The sequence below is a fragment of the Amycolatopsis sp. NPDC051106 genome (assembly GCF_040682775.1).
In the GTDB taxonomy this organism is placed as follows: domain Bacteria; phylum Actinomycetota; class Actinomycetes; order Mycobacteriales; family Pseudonocardiaceae; genus Amycolatopsis.
This window is the reverse complement of the sequence record NZ_JBFBBQ010000040.1, coordinates 13,982-27,680: the sequence shown is the minus strand read 5'-3', so window position 1 is coordinate 27,680 and position 13,699 is coordinate 13,982. Positions and strand designations below refer to the sequence as shown.

14 protein-coding genes are annotated in these 13,699 nt (G+C 68.6%); 8 read left to right on the top strand and 6 right to left on the bottom strand.

Going from position 1 to position 13,699, the window contains the following annotated elements; all coding sequences use genetic code 11:
- Window positions 1-62 precede the first annotated feature (62 nt).
- Together AB0M83_RS27210 and AB0M83_RS27205 are read left to right on the top strand one after the other, a co-directional pair.
- A complete protein-coding gene (locus tag AB0M83_RS27210) occupies window positions 63-1,175 on the top strand; it encodes a histidine kinase (protein WP_364521205.1) in 1,113 nt (370 codons plus the stop codon).
- Window positions 1,172-1,813, top strand: a complete 642-nt coding sequence (locus AB0M83_RS27205) for a response regulator transcription factor (RefSeq protein WP_364521204.1) — start codon at window positions 1,172-1,174, stop codon at window positions 1,811-1,813. The genes AB0M83_RS27210 and AB0M83_RS27205 overlap by 4 nt, the downstream gene beginning before the upstream one ends.
- A 1-nt stretch (window position 1,814) precedes the next feature.
- On the opposite strand, the gene AB0M83_RS27200 is transcribed toward AB0M83_RS27205, so the two are convergent.
- Both AB0M83_RS27200 and AB0M83_RS27195 read right to left on the bottom strand, forming a co-directional pair.
- Window positions 1,815-2,453, bottom strand: a complete 639-nt coding sequence (locus AB0M83_RS27200; protein WP_364521203.1) for a YdcF family protein — start codon at window positions 2,451-2,453, stop codon at window positions 1,815-1,817.
- Window positions 2,453-4,261 carry a Xaa-Pro dipeptidyl-peptidase gene (locus tag AB0M83_RS27195; RefSeq protein WP_364521202.1) on the bottom strand — a complete coding sequence of 603 codons (1,809 nt, stop codon included), beginning with the start codon at window positions 4,259-4,261 and terminating at the stop codon, window positions 2,453-2,455. The genes AB0M83_RS27200 and AB0M83_RS27195 overlap by 1 nt, the downstream gene beginning before the upstream one ends.
- Before the next feature lie 84 nt (window positions 4,262-4,345).
- On the opposite strand from AB0M83_RS27195, the gene AB0M83_RS27190 reads away from it, so the two are divergent.
- From AB0M83_RS27190 to AB0M83_RS27170, 5 genes are all read left to right on the top strand, one after another.
- Window positions 4,346-5,899, top strand: a complete 1,554-nt coding sequence (locus tag AB0M83_RS27190) for a DUF4139 domain-containing protein (protein WP_364521201.1) — start codon at window positions 4,346-4,348, stop codon at window positions 5,897-5,899.
- Between the two features lie 655 nt (window positions 5,900-6,554).
- On the top strand, window positions 6,555-8,042 hold the full coding sequence (locus AB0M83_RS27185) for a hypothetical protein (protein WP_364521200.1): 1,488 nt from the start codon (window positions 6,555-6,557) through the stop codon (window positions 8,040-8,042).
- A complete protein-coding gene (locus tag AB0M83_RS27180) occupies window positions 8,039-8,632 on the top strand; it encodes a sigma-70 family RNA polymerase sigma factor (protein ID WP_364521199.1) in 594 nt (197 codons plus the stop codon). Before AB0M83_RS27185 ends, AB0M83_RS27180 begins: the two co-directional genes overlap by 4 nt.
- Window positions 8,625-9,275, top strand: coding sequence for a hypothetical protein (locus AB0M83_RS27175; protein WP_364521198.1), 651 nt, complete (start codon window positions 8,625-8,627; stop codon window positions 9,273-9,275). Before AB0M83_RS27180 ends, AB0M83_RS27175 begins: the two co-directional genes overlap by 8 nt.
- Window positions 9,276-9,279: 4 nt before the next feature.
- A complete protein-coding gene (locus AB0M83_RS27170) occupies window positions 9,280-9,627 on the top strand; it encodes a hypothetical protein (RefSeq protein WP_364521197.1) in 348 nt (115 codons plus the stop codon).
- 79 nt (window positions 9,628-9,706) lie between these two features.
- On the opposite strand, the gene AB0M83_RS27165 is transcribed toward AB0M83_RS27170, so the two are convergent.
- From AB0M83_RS27165 to AB0M83_RS27155, 3 genes are all read right to left on the bottom strand, one after another.
- Entirely contained in the window at window positions 9,707-10,138 is a 432-nt protein-coding gene (locus AB0M83_RS27165) for a CBS domain-containing protein (protein ID WP_364521196.1), read from the bottom strand.
- 101 nt (window positions 10,139-10,239) lie between these two features.
- Window positions 10,240-10,662: a hypothetical protein gene (locus tag AB0M83_RS27160; RefSeq protein ID WP_364521195.1), complete on the bottom strand. Its 423-nt coding sequence runs from the start codon at window positions 10,660-10,662 to the stop codon at window positions 10,240-10,242.
- A complete protein-coding gene (locus tag AB0M83_RS27155) occupies window positions 10,659-12,071 on the bottom strand; it encodes a PLP-dependent aminotransferase family protein (protein WP_364521194.1) in 1,413 nt (470 codons plus the stop codon). Before AB0M83_RS27155 ends, AB0M83_RS27160 begins: the two co-directional genes overlap by 4 nt.
- 77 nt (window positions 12,072-12,148) lie before the next feature.
- Between AB0M83_RS27155 and AB0M83_RS27150 the strand changes: the two genes are divergently transcribed.
- The gene (locus tag AB0M83_RS27150) at window positions 12,149-12,721 is read left to right on the top strand and encodes a TIGR03086 family metal-binding protein (RefSeq protein WP_364521193.1); all 573 of its coding nucleotides are present in this window, start codon (window positions 12,149-12,151) and stop codon (window positions 12,719-12,721) included.
- Here the strand turns inward: AB0M83_RS27150 and AB0M83_RS27145 are convergent.
- The gene (locus tag AB0M83_RS27145) at window positions 12,714-13,670 is read right to left on the bottom strand and encodes a neutral zinc metallopeptidase (protein WP_364521255.1); all 957 of its coding nucleotides are present in this window, start codon (window positions 13,668-13,670) and stop codon (window positions 12,714-12,716) included. The two genes, AB0M83_RS27150 and AB0M83_RS27145, sit on opposite strands and share 8 nt — an antisense overlap.
- Window positions 13,671-13,699: the final 29 nt, after the last annotated feature.

Sequence of the window (13,699 nt, the reverse complement as noted above, 5' to 3'; positions counted from 1 at the left end):
CCACACAGGGAAGCCTCCGTCGGTACATTTTCCGTACAAGCACCCAGCGGAGGGCACTGAAGATGATCACCAGGCGACCCGGGCGTCCCCAGGCCCAGGACTGGGTGCGCTGGGGGTTCGTCGCGGTGCCGATGTTCGCCGCGATGCCCCGCGCGAACACGCTCTCGTGGATCCTGATCGGCATCACCCTGGCTCTGTCGCTTCCGCTGTTGTGGATCTTCAACGCCGGTGCGAGCCGCTTCCTGCCGGTCGTGACGATCACCGTGATCACGGCGGCGGGCACCCTGTGGGCGATCGTGCCGAACAGCTGGGCGTCGGTGACGATGTTCAGCACCACGTTCTTCGTCGTGCTCTGGCAGCCCAAGCTGCCGATCATCCTCGCGGTGACCATCGATCTGGCCGCGATCTCGTTCTGGGCGGGCTACCACCACGCCTGGGAGAGCGCCCTGGGGACGTACGCGATCGTCGCCGTGATCGTGCTGCTCGGGCTGAACCGGCGGACCCGGCTGGCCCGGCTCGAGCAGACCGAACTGGCGCTGGCCCGCGCGCAGACGGCGACGGAGGAGCACGCCCGCGCCGCGGCCCTCGCCGAACGCGCCCGCATCGCCCGCGAGCTGCACGACGTCCTGGCGCACTCACTGGCCGGGCTGTCCCTCAACCTGCAGGGCGCGCGGCTCATGCTGGTGCGCGACGGGGCGAGCCCGGACGCCGTCGCGCAGATCGAACGGGCGCAGAAACTGGCGTCGGAAGGCCTCGCCGAAGCCCGCAAGGCCGTCGCCGCGCTGCGCGAGGACGCCGTCCCGGTCGAGCGCACGATCGCCGACCTCCTCGCCGCCTACCGGCTGGACAGCGGCGCCCGGGCGGACCTGACGATCGAGGGCGAGCCGCGTGAGCTCGACCCGGCGGTCGGCACGGCGCTGGTCCGCGCGGTGCAGGAGGCCCTGGCCAACACCCGCAAGCACGCCGCGCGGGCCGAGGTCGACGTCATCCTGGACTACGGCTCCGGGAGCGTCGCGCTGACCGTGGCCGACCGGCAGGGCAGGCGTCCGCCGGACGCGCCGGCGGCAGGCTACGGTTTGCGCGGGATGAGCGAACGGGTCGCGCTGCTCGACGGGCGGTTCGAGAGCGGGCCGGGGGAGGACGGATGGCGGATTCACCTGACGGTGCCGGCGTGAGCTTGCGCGTCGTGCTGGCCGACGACCAGGCGGTGGTCCGGGAAGGCCTGGTCACGCTGCTCGGGCTGCTGCCCGGCGTCGAGGTGGTCGGCGCCGCCGCCGACGGCCTGGCCGCTCTCGAGCTCGTCGCCGAGCACCACCCCGACGTCGTGCTCGTGGACCTGCGGATGCCGCGCTGCGACGGCGTCGAGACCACCGAGCGGATCCGCGCCGAGCACCCGGGCACCGAGGTCGTCGTGCTGACCACGTACGCCGACGACGAATCGCTGCTGGCCGCGTTGCGCGCCGGCGCCCGCGGGTTCCTCACGAAGGACGCCGACGCCGAGGCGATCGCCCGGGCGCTGCGCTCGGCGGCCGCCGGCCAGTCCACAGTGGACGGCGAGCTGCAGCGCCGCCTCGTCGAGGCCGCCACCCGCAGCACACCCCAGCGGATCAAGGAGATCGAAGGCCTGACCGCGCGCGAGATCGAGGTGCTGCGGCTGATCGCGGCGGGCCTGTCGAACACGGAGATCGCGCGCACCCTCGTGGTGAGCGAGGCGACCGTGAAGACCCACGTGAACCACCTGTTCACCAAGGCCCGGCTGCGCGATCGCGCGCAGGCGGTCGCCTTCGCCTACCGGACGGGCATCGCGGACTGACTCACAGCATGCGGTGCGTGAACCCCGCCGCGGCCAGCCGGCCGAACGCGCGCTCGACGCCGGCCGGAACGTGCTGCGGGATCGCGAAGCCCCGCGCCGCGTACTCGGTGATCCGCTGTGTCTCGCCGACGAGCATGCTGATCACCCGGTCGGCGTCCTCTTCGCCGGTCAGGTGGTCCTCGAACGACACCGCCTTCGACGCGCAGACGATGTCGACGCCGGCCCAGAGCAGCTTCGCCGTGGCGTAGGCCCGTCGTTGCTGGTACGGCCGCGTCACCAGCGTCACGGACCGGATCGCCCGCCCGGCGAGCAGCCGGCGGGTGAACACGATGTTCTCCCCCGTGTTGCGCGCCGCGGGCTCGACCAGGATCACGTCGTCGGGCACGCCGAGCTCTAGCGCGATCTCGCGGTAGTGGACCGCTTCGCCGCGCGGGAAGCGCTCCACCGTCGTCGGCGCGTTGGCCCCGGTGAACACGACGAGCGGGAACCGCCCGGCGTGGAACAGCTCCGCCGCGTGCACGGCGACGCCGGGATCGCGGCTGCCCAGCCCGATCCCGGCGTCGCAGCGCCGGGGCTCGTGCCGCAGGTCGTGGTAGTCCCACAGTGTGCGGACGTCGGCGTGGAGACGCTCCGGCAGCATCAGCCGAACGCGGCTCGCAGGGCCGGCTTGCCGCCCGTGACCGGCAGCGTCACCGACGTCTTGGTCAGGTCGAGCGCCAGTCCCGCGCCCGGCTTCGGCCGCAGCGTGTAGTCGTGGTCGCTGGACGCCAGCAGGAACTCCAGCCGGTGCCCCGCCGCGAGGACGTAGTCCTTCGGCATCAGTTCGACGCCGATCTTGTACGTCCGGCCGGGGGTGATCGGCTCGGTCCGGGCCGGTGACGTGCGGTTCTGCGGATCGGTCCAGCCGCGGCTGATCACGTGGAACGTGCCGTCGGGGGCGCGGTCGAGCAGGATCGCGGAGACGTTCGCCGCGGGCCGGTCGAAGGCCAGCGCCAGGTCGGCCCGCGCGGTGCCCGAGAGCCGGACGGACTGCTTCGCCGCCGAAGTCGCGTACAACAGCCGGTTGCCCGACGAGGCCAGGCCTGCCAGCTGCTCGATCGTCTTCGACGAGTCGTCGGCGAGGGTTTCGACGGCCGCCCTACCAGGCACCGGGTTGCGCGTGTCGATGGTGCCCTTCGCCTTGCCGCCGGGCCACGGGTAGACGCGCACGTCGGCCGTCGTGGGCGCCGGCCAGTCGGCTTCGTCGACCCAGGAGAGGTCTTCGCGCTGGATCGTCGCCTTCGGCTCGTTCTGGATGCCGTTGTCGACGCCGTAGAGGTAGTGCGACATCCACTTGTTCAGCGTCGCGAGCCAGACGTCGCGCCGCAGCGAGTACGGGTCGGCGTGGCCGGACTGGTGCAGCCAGATCTTGTGCTCGACGCCGTGCGCCTTCAGCGCGTCGTACCACTCGGCGACCTGGTCGGTCTTGACGTTCCAGTCGTTGAGGCCGTGCACCGCGAGCACCGACGCGTGCACTCGTCCGACGTCGTTGCGGTAGTTGCGGACGTCCCAGAACGGCGTGTAGTCGCCGGTCACGCGGTCCTGGTCGCGGGCCAGGCCGTCGATCACCGGGCGGCAGACCTGCCGGTCTTCGCGGGTGTAGACGTACTCGGCGAGCACGTCGGCGTCCTCGCCCTGGAAGCCGCCGGCCGCGACGACGGCGCCGTCGTTGCGGTAGTACTGGTACCAGCTGGAGATGGCCGCGATCGGCACGATCGTCTCGAGGCCTTCGACGCCGGTGCTCGCGACGGCGTTGGGCAACGTCCCGTTGTAGGAAACGCCCATCATGCCGGTCTTGCCGGTGCTCCAGTCCGCCTTCGCCGCGGCACCGGCGGCGTCGCGGGCGGGCGTGCGGCCGTTGAGCCAGTCGACGACCGAACGCGCGCCGATCGTCTCGTTGACGTCACCGGTGGTCGGGCAGCCGGTGGAGAGGCCGGAGCCGAGCGACTCGCCGTAGACGACGGCGAACCCGCGCGCGGTGAAGTAGTCCTGGTAACGCCAGGTGATCGGGGCGGCCGGGCCGACGCCGTGCGCGGCGACGCGCGGGCCTTCCGGGCCGCGGGCGTACCCGGGCGCGTAGAGCTCGACGTCGACGTCGTGGTTCGCGATGTCGTTGCCGCCGGCGTAGTAAGGGCTGGCCTGGTAGACGACGGGGACCTTCAGGCCCTGCTGCGTCGCGCGCGGGCGCACGACCTGGGCGTGGACGAGGTCGTCCTGGCCGTCGTGGTCGCTGTCGACGGGCGCGGTGACCCAGACGTCCTCGCGGACGACGTCGGCCGGGTCGAACACCGGTTGCGCCTGGCCGCCGGTGAAGACCGGGCCGGGCGGATCGGCGGCTTCGGCGGCGACCGCCGTGAGCGGCAGGGTGGCCAGTGCGAGGAGCAGGACTGCGGTTCGTGCGGCTTTCACTCAAACCCCCAAGCCGGGCGAAGCGGACGACTGTCGAGACTTCCGCCCCGGCCTCGGGAGTGTCAAGAGACTAACGTCGGGGGCATGCCGACCGTGGAAGCGCCGATCGCCGCCGTGACCGTCTACCCGCAGCAGGCCCGGATCACCCGCCGGGGCAAGGCACCGCTCGACGGCGGGCCGCGCCTGACCTTCGCCGGGCTCCCCCTGTCGCTGGACCCGGGCTCGGTGCGCGTCACCGGGACCGGCCCGGCGCTGATCACGGGCGTCGACGTCCGCACCGAGCGGCACGCCTCACCGGCCGATGCCGCGTTACGCGCTTTGGTGGAGCAGCGGCGCGCGGACCAGGCAACGCTCGACGGCGTCGTGGACGACGAAGCGGCCGAAGCGATGAAGGTGGATCTGCTGACTTCGCTCGCGAAGCGCAGCGGCGGCAGCTTCGCGAAGGCGCTGGCGGCCGGGACCGCCGAGCCGTCGCGCGTCACCGAGGTGACCGACGCTTTGAGTTCGAGACTGGCGTCGGCGTTGAAGGCCCGGCGGGTGTTGTCCGATCGGATCGCACGGCTGCGCGAAGACCTCGCTGCTTTGGATCGGCGGATCGAATCCCACAGTGCCCGGTCCGAAGAGGACAGTACGTCTGTGGTGGTGGAGCTGGAGATTTCGGATGCTTCCGGTAGCGCCGAACTGGAGTTGTCCTATGTGGTCCCGGGTGCGAACTGGGAGCCGGGGTACGACATCCGGGTCCGCGGCACGGACGTGACGGTCATGTCGTACGGGCTGGTCAGCCAGCACACGGGCGAGGACTGGCCGGAGTGCGAGCTGGCGCTGTCGACGGCGCGGCCGGCCGTTTCGGTGGTCGTGCCGGAGCTTTCGCCGTGGTACCTGGACCGCGTCCACCCGGTCCCCCCGGCCCCGGCGGCGGCTTATGGCGGTTCCGGGGGTGGCATTCCGGAGGGTTCGCGGATGCGGTTCGCGGCGGCCGCTCCTGCCATGGCACCGAAGTTCGCCGCGGTCGAGCAGGGGACGACGGCGGTGACGTATCGGCCGTCGCGTCCGGTGGCGGTGCCGTCGGGGGCTTCCGGGCATCGGACCACGTTGGCTCAGCTTTCACTGACGGCGGTTTTGGGTTACGTGACGGCGCCGGTGTTGGCCGAGGAGGCTTATCTGCGGGCGACGGTCGTCAATTCGTCCTCTTTCGCGTTGCGGCCGGGACGGGCTTCGGTGTTCCACGACGCGGAGTTCGTCGGCACGACTCGGTTGGAGCCTTGGGCCCCCGGCGAAGAGCTCGAGTTGGCTTTGGGGGTCGACGACCGGATCCGGGTCGAGCGGGAGCTGGTGCGCCGGACGGCTTCGAAGGCGACTTTGTCGGGGCAGAAGCGGCGTGAGGCGGAGTATCGGATTTCTGTTGGTAACCACGGGCCTCGGGAAGCTGTCGTGACCGTGGTGGACCAAGCGCCGGTCTCGCGGGATGACGCGGTCACGGTGAAGGACGTGAAGACGTCGCCGGAGCCGGTGGAGACGTCGGCGCTGGGCGAGTACACGTGGAAGCTGACGCTGGCGGCGGGTGAGACCAAGACGGTGACGTTGTCTTACCGGGTGGATGTCGCGAAGGGCGTGGAACTCTCCGGCTGGCGGGAATAAATCCGCGCGGCGCCCTGCGCACGACACGTCTTGCAACCTCTTCGAAGACGTGGCCGAAAATTTCCGACAGCAAAGTGTGAATTTCCACCCAGGTCACCTTGTCACGTTATTCACGATAATTAGGGTCTTTGTGCCCTACGTGAGCCGTAACAGAGCGGTGGCCGAACGCGAATCTGACGGTGCAATCCAGCTACGACCCTCGGGAAGTGCACCGTGACGACACACCTGACTTTCTCTGTTACGCCGAACGTGGCGCCTGGTTCAGTCGAGGCGTGTCACACGGCTGTCAACTACAGATGGCGAGCCTGCTCCGGGTGGCCCGCCGGCTCGCGCATGCGGTCCATGCCATGCGAGGACGGAGGCAACTGTGAACGGGCTCCAAGCACACGCTCACCGAGAGGTCGGTTCCTTCCGAGATCGGAGCGAGCACGATGGCACTACAGAACCAGAGCTACGACGAAGTCTTCGGATCCGGTACCCCCTTGTCCCTTCTACGTACAGGCCTCCACTACCGACCTCGGAGCGAGGTTCAAGACTTCGAACTGCCAGCCGAGGTTGCAGCTCAGGTGGCCGAGCGCCTCGACCGAGTGGACCGCCTCCACCAGCGGCTCGACCTCGAACAACTCGGATGGCTGGGCGGCTAATGGAGGCCGGCATGAGGCCTAACGGATGGTCACATCAGACACCGGCGGCGATCGTCGACCTCACGAAACCGGGCACGCTTGCCTTCTTGGTGGACCGCTACTGCGGAACGGATCCCGAACCGGTCAGCCGCCGGCGAGCATTGATCAATGTGATCGAGACTGCACTGAACAACGGAGCTCGGACCGCGGTTATCGAGTACCGGTACAACGACCTTGACTACCAAGACGAGCACAGTCGGTTCTACTCACGCACGTTCCGACAGTACCCAGGCTTCACTCATCGTCTCCATTTCTTTCTCGAACCTCCACCGACTGAGGTGTACGACGACCATGTAGCAGCCGTATTCGACGACATGCAGTATTTGGGCTACTGCGTCCTGCGACCCGTTTCTGGAGCGCCGGTAGGACGCACGATGCTCGCCGTTCCCGATGAACTCGCACCTCACGTGGCCTGCGCCGCAACAGACGTCGTGAACTTTTTCGGAAAAACCTACTCCGTAACAGCCGCCCCGTTCATGGCGCAAGACAGCCAGCTCGGCATATGTGCCCACGCCGCCGCGTGGACCGTGTCGTACTTTCACCGCTTACGGTATGGTTCACCCCGCCACCTGCCCGGAGCCATGGCAGCCGCACCCATGGGCACCGATCTAGGCAGGCCAGTTCCGTCACCAGGACTCACCATCGGGCAGCTGTCCGCTGTGTTGCAGAACGCAGGACTGCCTCCATTGGTCTACCGGCCCGAGATGCTTCGGCCCACCGGCGAGACTCTCGAATCACTCGCTTGTCGCTACCTGGACTCGGCCCTCCCGGTCATTGTGGGTACTCATCACCACTGTTTCGTACTCGTGGGATACAAGCCCGGATCGGGCCGGAACTCCGAACCGCAATTCATTTGCCAAGACGACGAAGTCGGTCCCTACCAACTGCTTCCAGCGCGTACAGCCTTTGCCGGTGACCCATGGCAGTGCCTTGTTGTCCCACTCCCCGATCAACTGTACGTTCCGGTTGAGCGCGCCGAGCCTATCGGACGAACAAGGCTAGAGTTCGACCTCACGCAGTCGGCCGAAAACCTCTGGCTTCGCTCAGGCCGCGCTGAAGGAAAGGAACTATTAAGGCGCCTGAGAAAACGGAACGAGGTGGAGTACGTCACAACGGCGATCCGGTCCACCGAGTTCAAGCAGACTAGGCACCATCAGCTTTTCCTCGACTCGGTCAAGCACGCATACCTCCGAATTCCCATGCCCAAGTGGATCTGGGTCGTGGAGCTGGTAGACCGCGCAAGATTCCGTCGGGGCGAGCCGGCTGTACTCGCTGAAGCAGTGATCGACTCGACCGACCACAGCCGCGACATGCATGTGATCGCCTGGCGCGTGCCCGGACTATTGCGCCACTGGGACAGCGACGATGACCGAATCGGTGACGTATTGATCGACGACGCTCAGCCGCCGACAAGAAGCGTATGTGCGACCTTATCGGCGCGAGGAACCGAGCAGCCATGATCAACGTAGTCAGCGCCGGCGATGTCCAGACACTGGTCGATCTCGCCAAAGCAGGCGTACCTGAAGCCGGGCCGTACCTTGTGAGCCTGTGCGGCGCGAGGCTCACCCACTACGCGTCCCTGATCGCACCTGACTTGTCCGCCGCCGACAGGGAAAAAGTGTGCGAAAAGGCCGTCGAACTCGCCGTCGAACGCATCACCAAGTTCGACGGCTCACGAGCCTCATTCGAATCATGGCTACGCGGATTCGTCCGCAATGTTCTACGCACCCAGTACCGGGCAGGTCGTGAGATCCCTACCGACCCCTTGGAGATGCCCGAGCCGCGCTCGGAGGCTGGAAGACCAGCTACGCAGGACTCGCTGAACCGACGTATCAACGACCTGGTGACAAATCTGAGTCAGACAGATCAGCTGATCATCCAGCTACGACACTACGAGGCATTGACGTACGACGTGATCGCCGAACTTCTCGAAGTAAATCCGACCGCCTGCCGTCAACGTCACGCCCGCGCGATCGGAAGACTTCGACACCTGATTCAGAGTGATTCGGAATTGGCGATTCTACTGCAAGGAGGAGCATCAAATGAATGATTCTTCGACTAAAGCATGGGCGATCGCGGTCACCCTATCGGAAGAGGTAGACGCGGAGGATACCTCTGCACAGGTAATCGCCGAAGACAGCGACATCATACGCTTCCTGCACGGGCGAATTGGCGCCGTGGTGTTCGATGAAAAGGTCCGCCGTTCAGCAGATCTGATACTGGCCCGGCGAGCGGTCCGACTCGAGCCCGAGGCATGGCACGCGATGATCACCGGCGCGCGGCGCGGGGTAGGTAATCTGCGGTGGAGACGACGTCTCGACGGCGCGGAAGCCGCGGTGCAGATGCACTCACAGCTCATGGAGCTCACGTGCGGCACCGATCGCGACCAGCCGGGAGAGGCCGACGACTTCCGTGCGCTCGCCGCTCGAAGCCTGGACGACCTCCTCGCTCACCTATTCGACGGCAACGTCAACGTTGACCGGGTCGATGCCGAACAAGTTGTGGATTGGATCGACGACGCCGGAATCAACCACAGCCTGGCCGAAGCGGCGCTTCGCACCGCAATGGAACAAAGACACAGAATTAAGGATGATGAGCTCATCATGCTGGGCGAAGCCGACGAGTGGTCCCCCCTTCTGACCGCCATAACGTCCGCACTGCATCGGCGTCGGTACGAGCAAGAAGAGTCGTGAACTAATGCAGATAGACCAGCTGTTCACCGTTGAAAGCGTTCTCACTCTACAGGGTGCGACAGCAGCGACACTGCTGGTACCACACGTCGTCCAAAGCTTGGCAGGCCGGCGATACACCGAGCTATGGCGGCTGCGAACTGCATTCGTCGTCGCCATGGCACTTGCCTTATTGACGGCGGCGATAGCGGATGGCTCACCGCTGAAATGGTTGATAGCCGTACTGAACGGCTGTTTGGTGTTCGCCTCGGCTGTCGGGATCAACCAGACCGTGATCGCGCCCGAGGGGCGGTCCGTGATTCTCCGTGGTGGTCAGCCGCGCACGTCTCAGCGCAGCTGGCTTCGACGCGCGTGAGCTCTTTATCTCCGGCCGGAATCTTACGCATGGTCTCGCCCGATGTGTCCCACATCAGACGAGACCATGCGGAGCACCGCTAACCCTGGGAGATGTAGGCCTCCAGCTGTTCCTGGCTCTTCTCCAGCTGCTCCATCCGGTTCTTCACCACGTCACCGATGGAGACGATCCCCGCCAACCGCCCGTCGACCAGGACCGGCACGTGCCGGATCCGGCGCTCCGTCATCAGCACCGACAGCTGGTCCACCGAGTCTTCCGGGCCGCAGCTTGCCACCAGCTTCGTCATGATCTCCGACACCGGCCCGTTCAGCAGGGCCGGGCCGTGCTCGTTCAAGCGGCGGACCACGTCGCGTTCGGACACGATGCCCGCTATCGAGCCTTCCGGGGACACCACCACCATCGCGCCCACGTTGTGCTCGGCCAAGCCGGCCAGCAGCGCCGTCACCGTGGTCTCCGGGGTGACCGTCGCGACTGCCGACCCCTTCTTGCGCAGCAGATCCGCAATCCGCATGGCGATCCTTCCCGTCGGTGAGCTGGATCACCACAGGGTAAGGGCACCGGGACGTGCGCGAAAGTCCGGCAAACGGGGCGAATTCGTGGTATGAAAAAGATTCAGCCGAGGCGTTCGGCCAGGCCGTCCAGGGCCAGGCGGAGGCCGGTCGCGTAGTCGTCGTCGGCCAGGGCGTCGAGGCGGGCGCGCGCCAGCGCCAAATGCTCGCGCGCCACCTCCACGTCACCCAGTTTGCGGTAGTCCTCACCCAGGTTGAGGTGCAGTGACGGGTAGAAGCCGCGCGCGGTCGCCGAGTCGGTCATCGCGCCCGCCGCCTCCAGCGCACGCAGGTCCCACTCCAGCTCCTCCGCCGGGTCGTCGCAGACGTCGGCCATGTGGTGCGCCAGCGCGACGCGGTGCAGCGGGTCGCCGTCCGGGCCGATCGACGCCCACAACGCCGTGAACGTCGCGTACGCGCCCGCGCGGTCGCCGCCGATGTGCTGACGCAGACCCGCGTCGATCGCCACCAGCACGTCGTCGGTCATGCCACTCCCTCGTCCGCCAGCGCCCGCAGCCGGGCCAGCCCCGGCTCGATCCGCTCGGCCGCGACCGCACCGTAGCCGAACACGAGCCCGTGCCGCCGCTCCCCCACGGCGAAGTCCCCCAGCGAATACAACCGGACACCGGCGTGCCGGGCGCGGCGGACCAGGGCCGAAAGATCCGCCGGAGAAGTGGCGCTCAAGTGCAGGCCCGCGGAAGACGGCAACGGTGTCAAGAAATCGGCGAACGACGCGGCGAGCGAACCCGACAGCAGCTCGTGCCGCGCGCGGTAGACCTTCCGCATCCGCCGGACGTGCCGCGCGAAGCCGCCCTCGGCCATGAACGCCGCCAGCGCCGCCTGCTCGACGTTCGGCGCGTGCCAGTCGGTCAGGTACCGGGCCTTCACCAACGCCGGCACCAGCGACGGCGGCGCGATCAGGAAACCCAGCCGCAGCGCGGGCGAAAGCACCTTCGAGAACGAGCCGACGTACACGACCCGGCCGCGGGAATCCAAGCTGTGCAACGGTTCCAGAGGCCGTCCGGTGTAGCGGAACTCGGTGTCGTAATCGTCTTCGACGAGCACGGCGTCGTTGCGCTCGGCCCAGTCCAGCAGCTCGAGACGCCGCTCCAGCGACATCGACAGCCCCAGCGGGTACTGGTGCGACGGCGTCACGTACACCAGCCGCGTCCCGGCCGGAATGGCCCGGACGACGATCCCGGACGCGTCCACCGGCACCGGCGCGACCCGCACGCCGCGCGCGGCCAGCACCAGCCGCGGCGGCGGGTAGCCGGGGTCCTCGACGGCGGCCACGTCCCCCGCTCGCAGCAGCACCCGCCCGACCAGATCGGTCGTCTGCTGGGCCCCGGCGGTGACGACGACCTGGTCCGGGCTCGCCCGCACGTCCCGCGAGACCCCGACGTGCCGCGCGATCTCAGCGCGCAGTGAAGCGAGACCCTGCGGGTCGCCGTAGGTCATCAGGTCGGCTTGGCCCGCGCGCAGCCGCTGCGTGACGAGCCGGCGCCAGGTGTCGAACGGGAACCGCGTCAGGTCCGGGACGCCCGGCCGGAAGTCGAACTCGGGCGCCGGGGCGAACGGCGCGGGCGGCGACGGCACCGCGTCCCACTCCGGCAGCGGGCGGACTCCCGAAACCGAGGACGGCGCGGGACGCGTCACCGACGACGCCGTCACGAACGTGCCCGCGCCGACGCGCCCGGCGAGGAAGCCCTCGGCGGTGAGCCGGTCGTAGGCCGCGCTGACCGTCGTGCGGGAGACCGCCAGCTGCTGCGCGAGCTCCCGCGTGGGCGGCAGCGCCTCGCCGGGCCGGATCCGGCCGTCCAGGATCGCCGCGCGCAGCTGCCGGTAGATCGCGTCGCGGTGCCCGCGCGTCCCGGTCAGGTCGATGTGCACGTCCACCACTCCAGATTGGCACACCTGAAGTAGCACGGCTTTGGCACTGTTCGTGGTCCGCTGACCCGCCTAGCGTCCGACGCATGGATCTCCGCGAACTCGACCGCCGCAGCCTGCTCGTCCTCGACAAGATCGTCGCCGCCGCCACGCCCGCCGACCTCGCCCGCCCGACGCCGTGTGCCGGCTGGACCTTGGCCGATCTCCTCCGCCACCAGGTCAGTGAGAACCACGCCTTCGCGACCGCGGCCCGCGAGGGTTCGGCGCCGGACTGGGACGCCGGCGACCTCGGCGACGACGCCCGCGCCGCGTACCGGGCGTCCGTCGACGACTTCCTGGCCGCCATGGCCGACGACGCCGTGCTGGACCGGCAGCTCACGATCAACCACTTCGGCACGTTCCCCGGCACGATCGCCGCGCACATGCACCTCGTCGACACCGTCGCGCACGGCTGGGACCTGGCCCGTGCGCTCGGCTTGCCCTACGAGCCGGACGCCGAAGCCGTGCACGCCGCGCTGCAGCTCGCCGAACGCATCCCGGACGAAGGACGCGAGAAGAACGGCTCGTTCGCGCACCGCGTCGAAACCGGAGCGGACGCGGGCGAACTCGACCGGTTCCTCGCCCTCCTCGGCCGTGACCCGGCGTGGACCGTCAGCTGATCTCGGCGGGCGCGGCGCTCCACGTGTCGCACGCCTTCGTCGTCTTGACGTCGTAGCCGGCCTTCGCCCAGGACAGCTGGTGGGCGCGCGAGCCGTGGGTGTCGCTGTCGTTGGCGCGGCCGTAGTCGGCGACGGCGGCGTTCGCGAGCGACCGGCTGACCGAGCCCGAGCCGGCGACCGCCGCCAGGAACAGCGCGCCGAAGCAGTTCGCCTGCAGCTCGATCCGGCGGACGACCTCCTTGTCGGCCGCGCTGTCCTCGTCCGGCGAGGTCATCTTGTCGGCCGCCGCGGACAGGATGCCGCTTTCCCGCTGGACGTGGTGGCCGTACTCGTGGGCGATCGTCGCGATGTGCCGGGCCTTGTTGAGCCCGGCGTCCGACAGCATCCAGTCGGTCGGGGCGTAGATCGTGGTGTCGCCGCCGCAGTAGTAGGCGACGGCTTCGTTCTCCGTAGGCGCTTCGCCGCACGCGCTGTGCTCGGGCAGGGTCACCGAGACGGTCGCGGTCAGCGTGGGCTCGTTCGCCTTCTGCAGCGCCGGGCGCCAGGACTGCTCCAGGCAGTCGACGAGTGCCCCGTAGTAGGCCTTCAGCTGTGCGGCGGCCCGGCCGAGATCGGGCAGGGAGCACGTCGCGGGTCCGGGGGTGATGGCGTCGGAGAGCAGCGGGTTGCGGGCGAGCTCCGGCACGGGCTTCGCGGGCTTCCCGTCCGAACCGCCGCTGTACGCGCGGCCGGTGTCGGCGCCCTGCGCCACGACCGCGTGCCCGTCGACCCGGCGCGGGATGGTGGCCGCGATCAGCGAGATCGCCAGCACGACGATCATGACTCCGGCGACAGCGCCCCAGAGCCGGTTGTGCGGCGGGGCGATCGGCACGGGCGGCGCGGCGGCCCAGTTCGGCGCCCACGGGTTCGGCTCGGGCACCCACGCGGGTTCCGGTGACCGGGCCACCATCGGCGGCGGTGATGGCGGCCCGGAGTGCC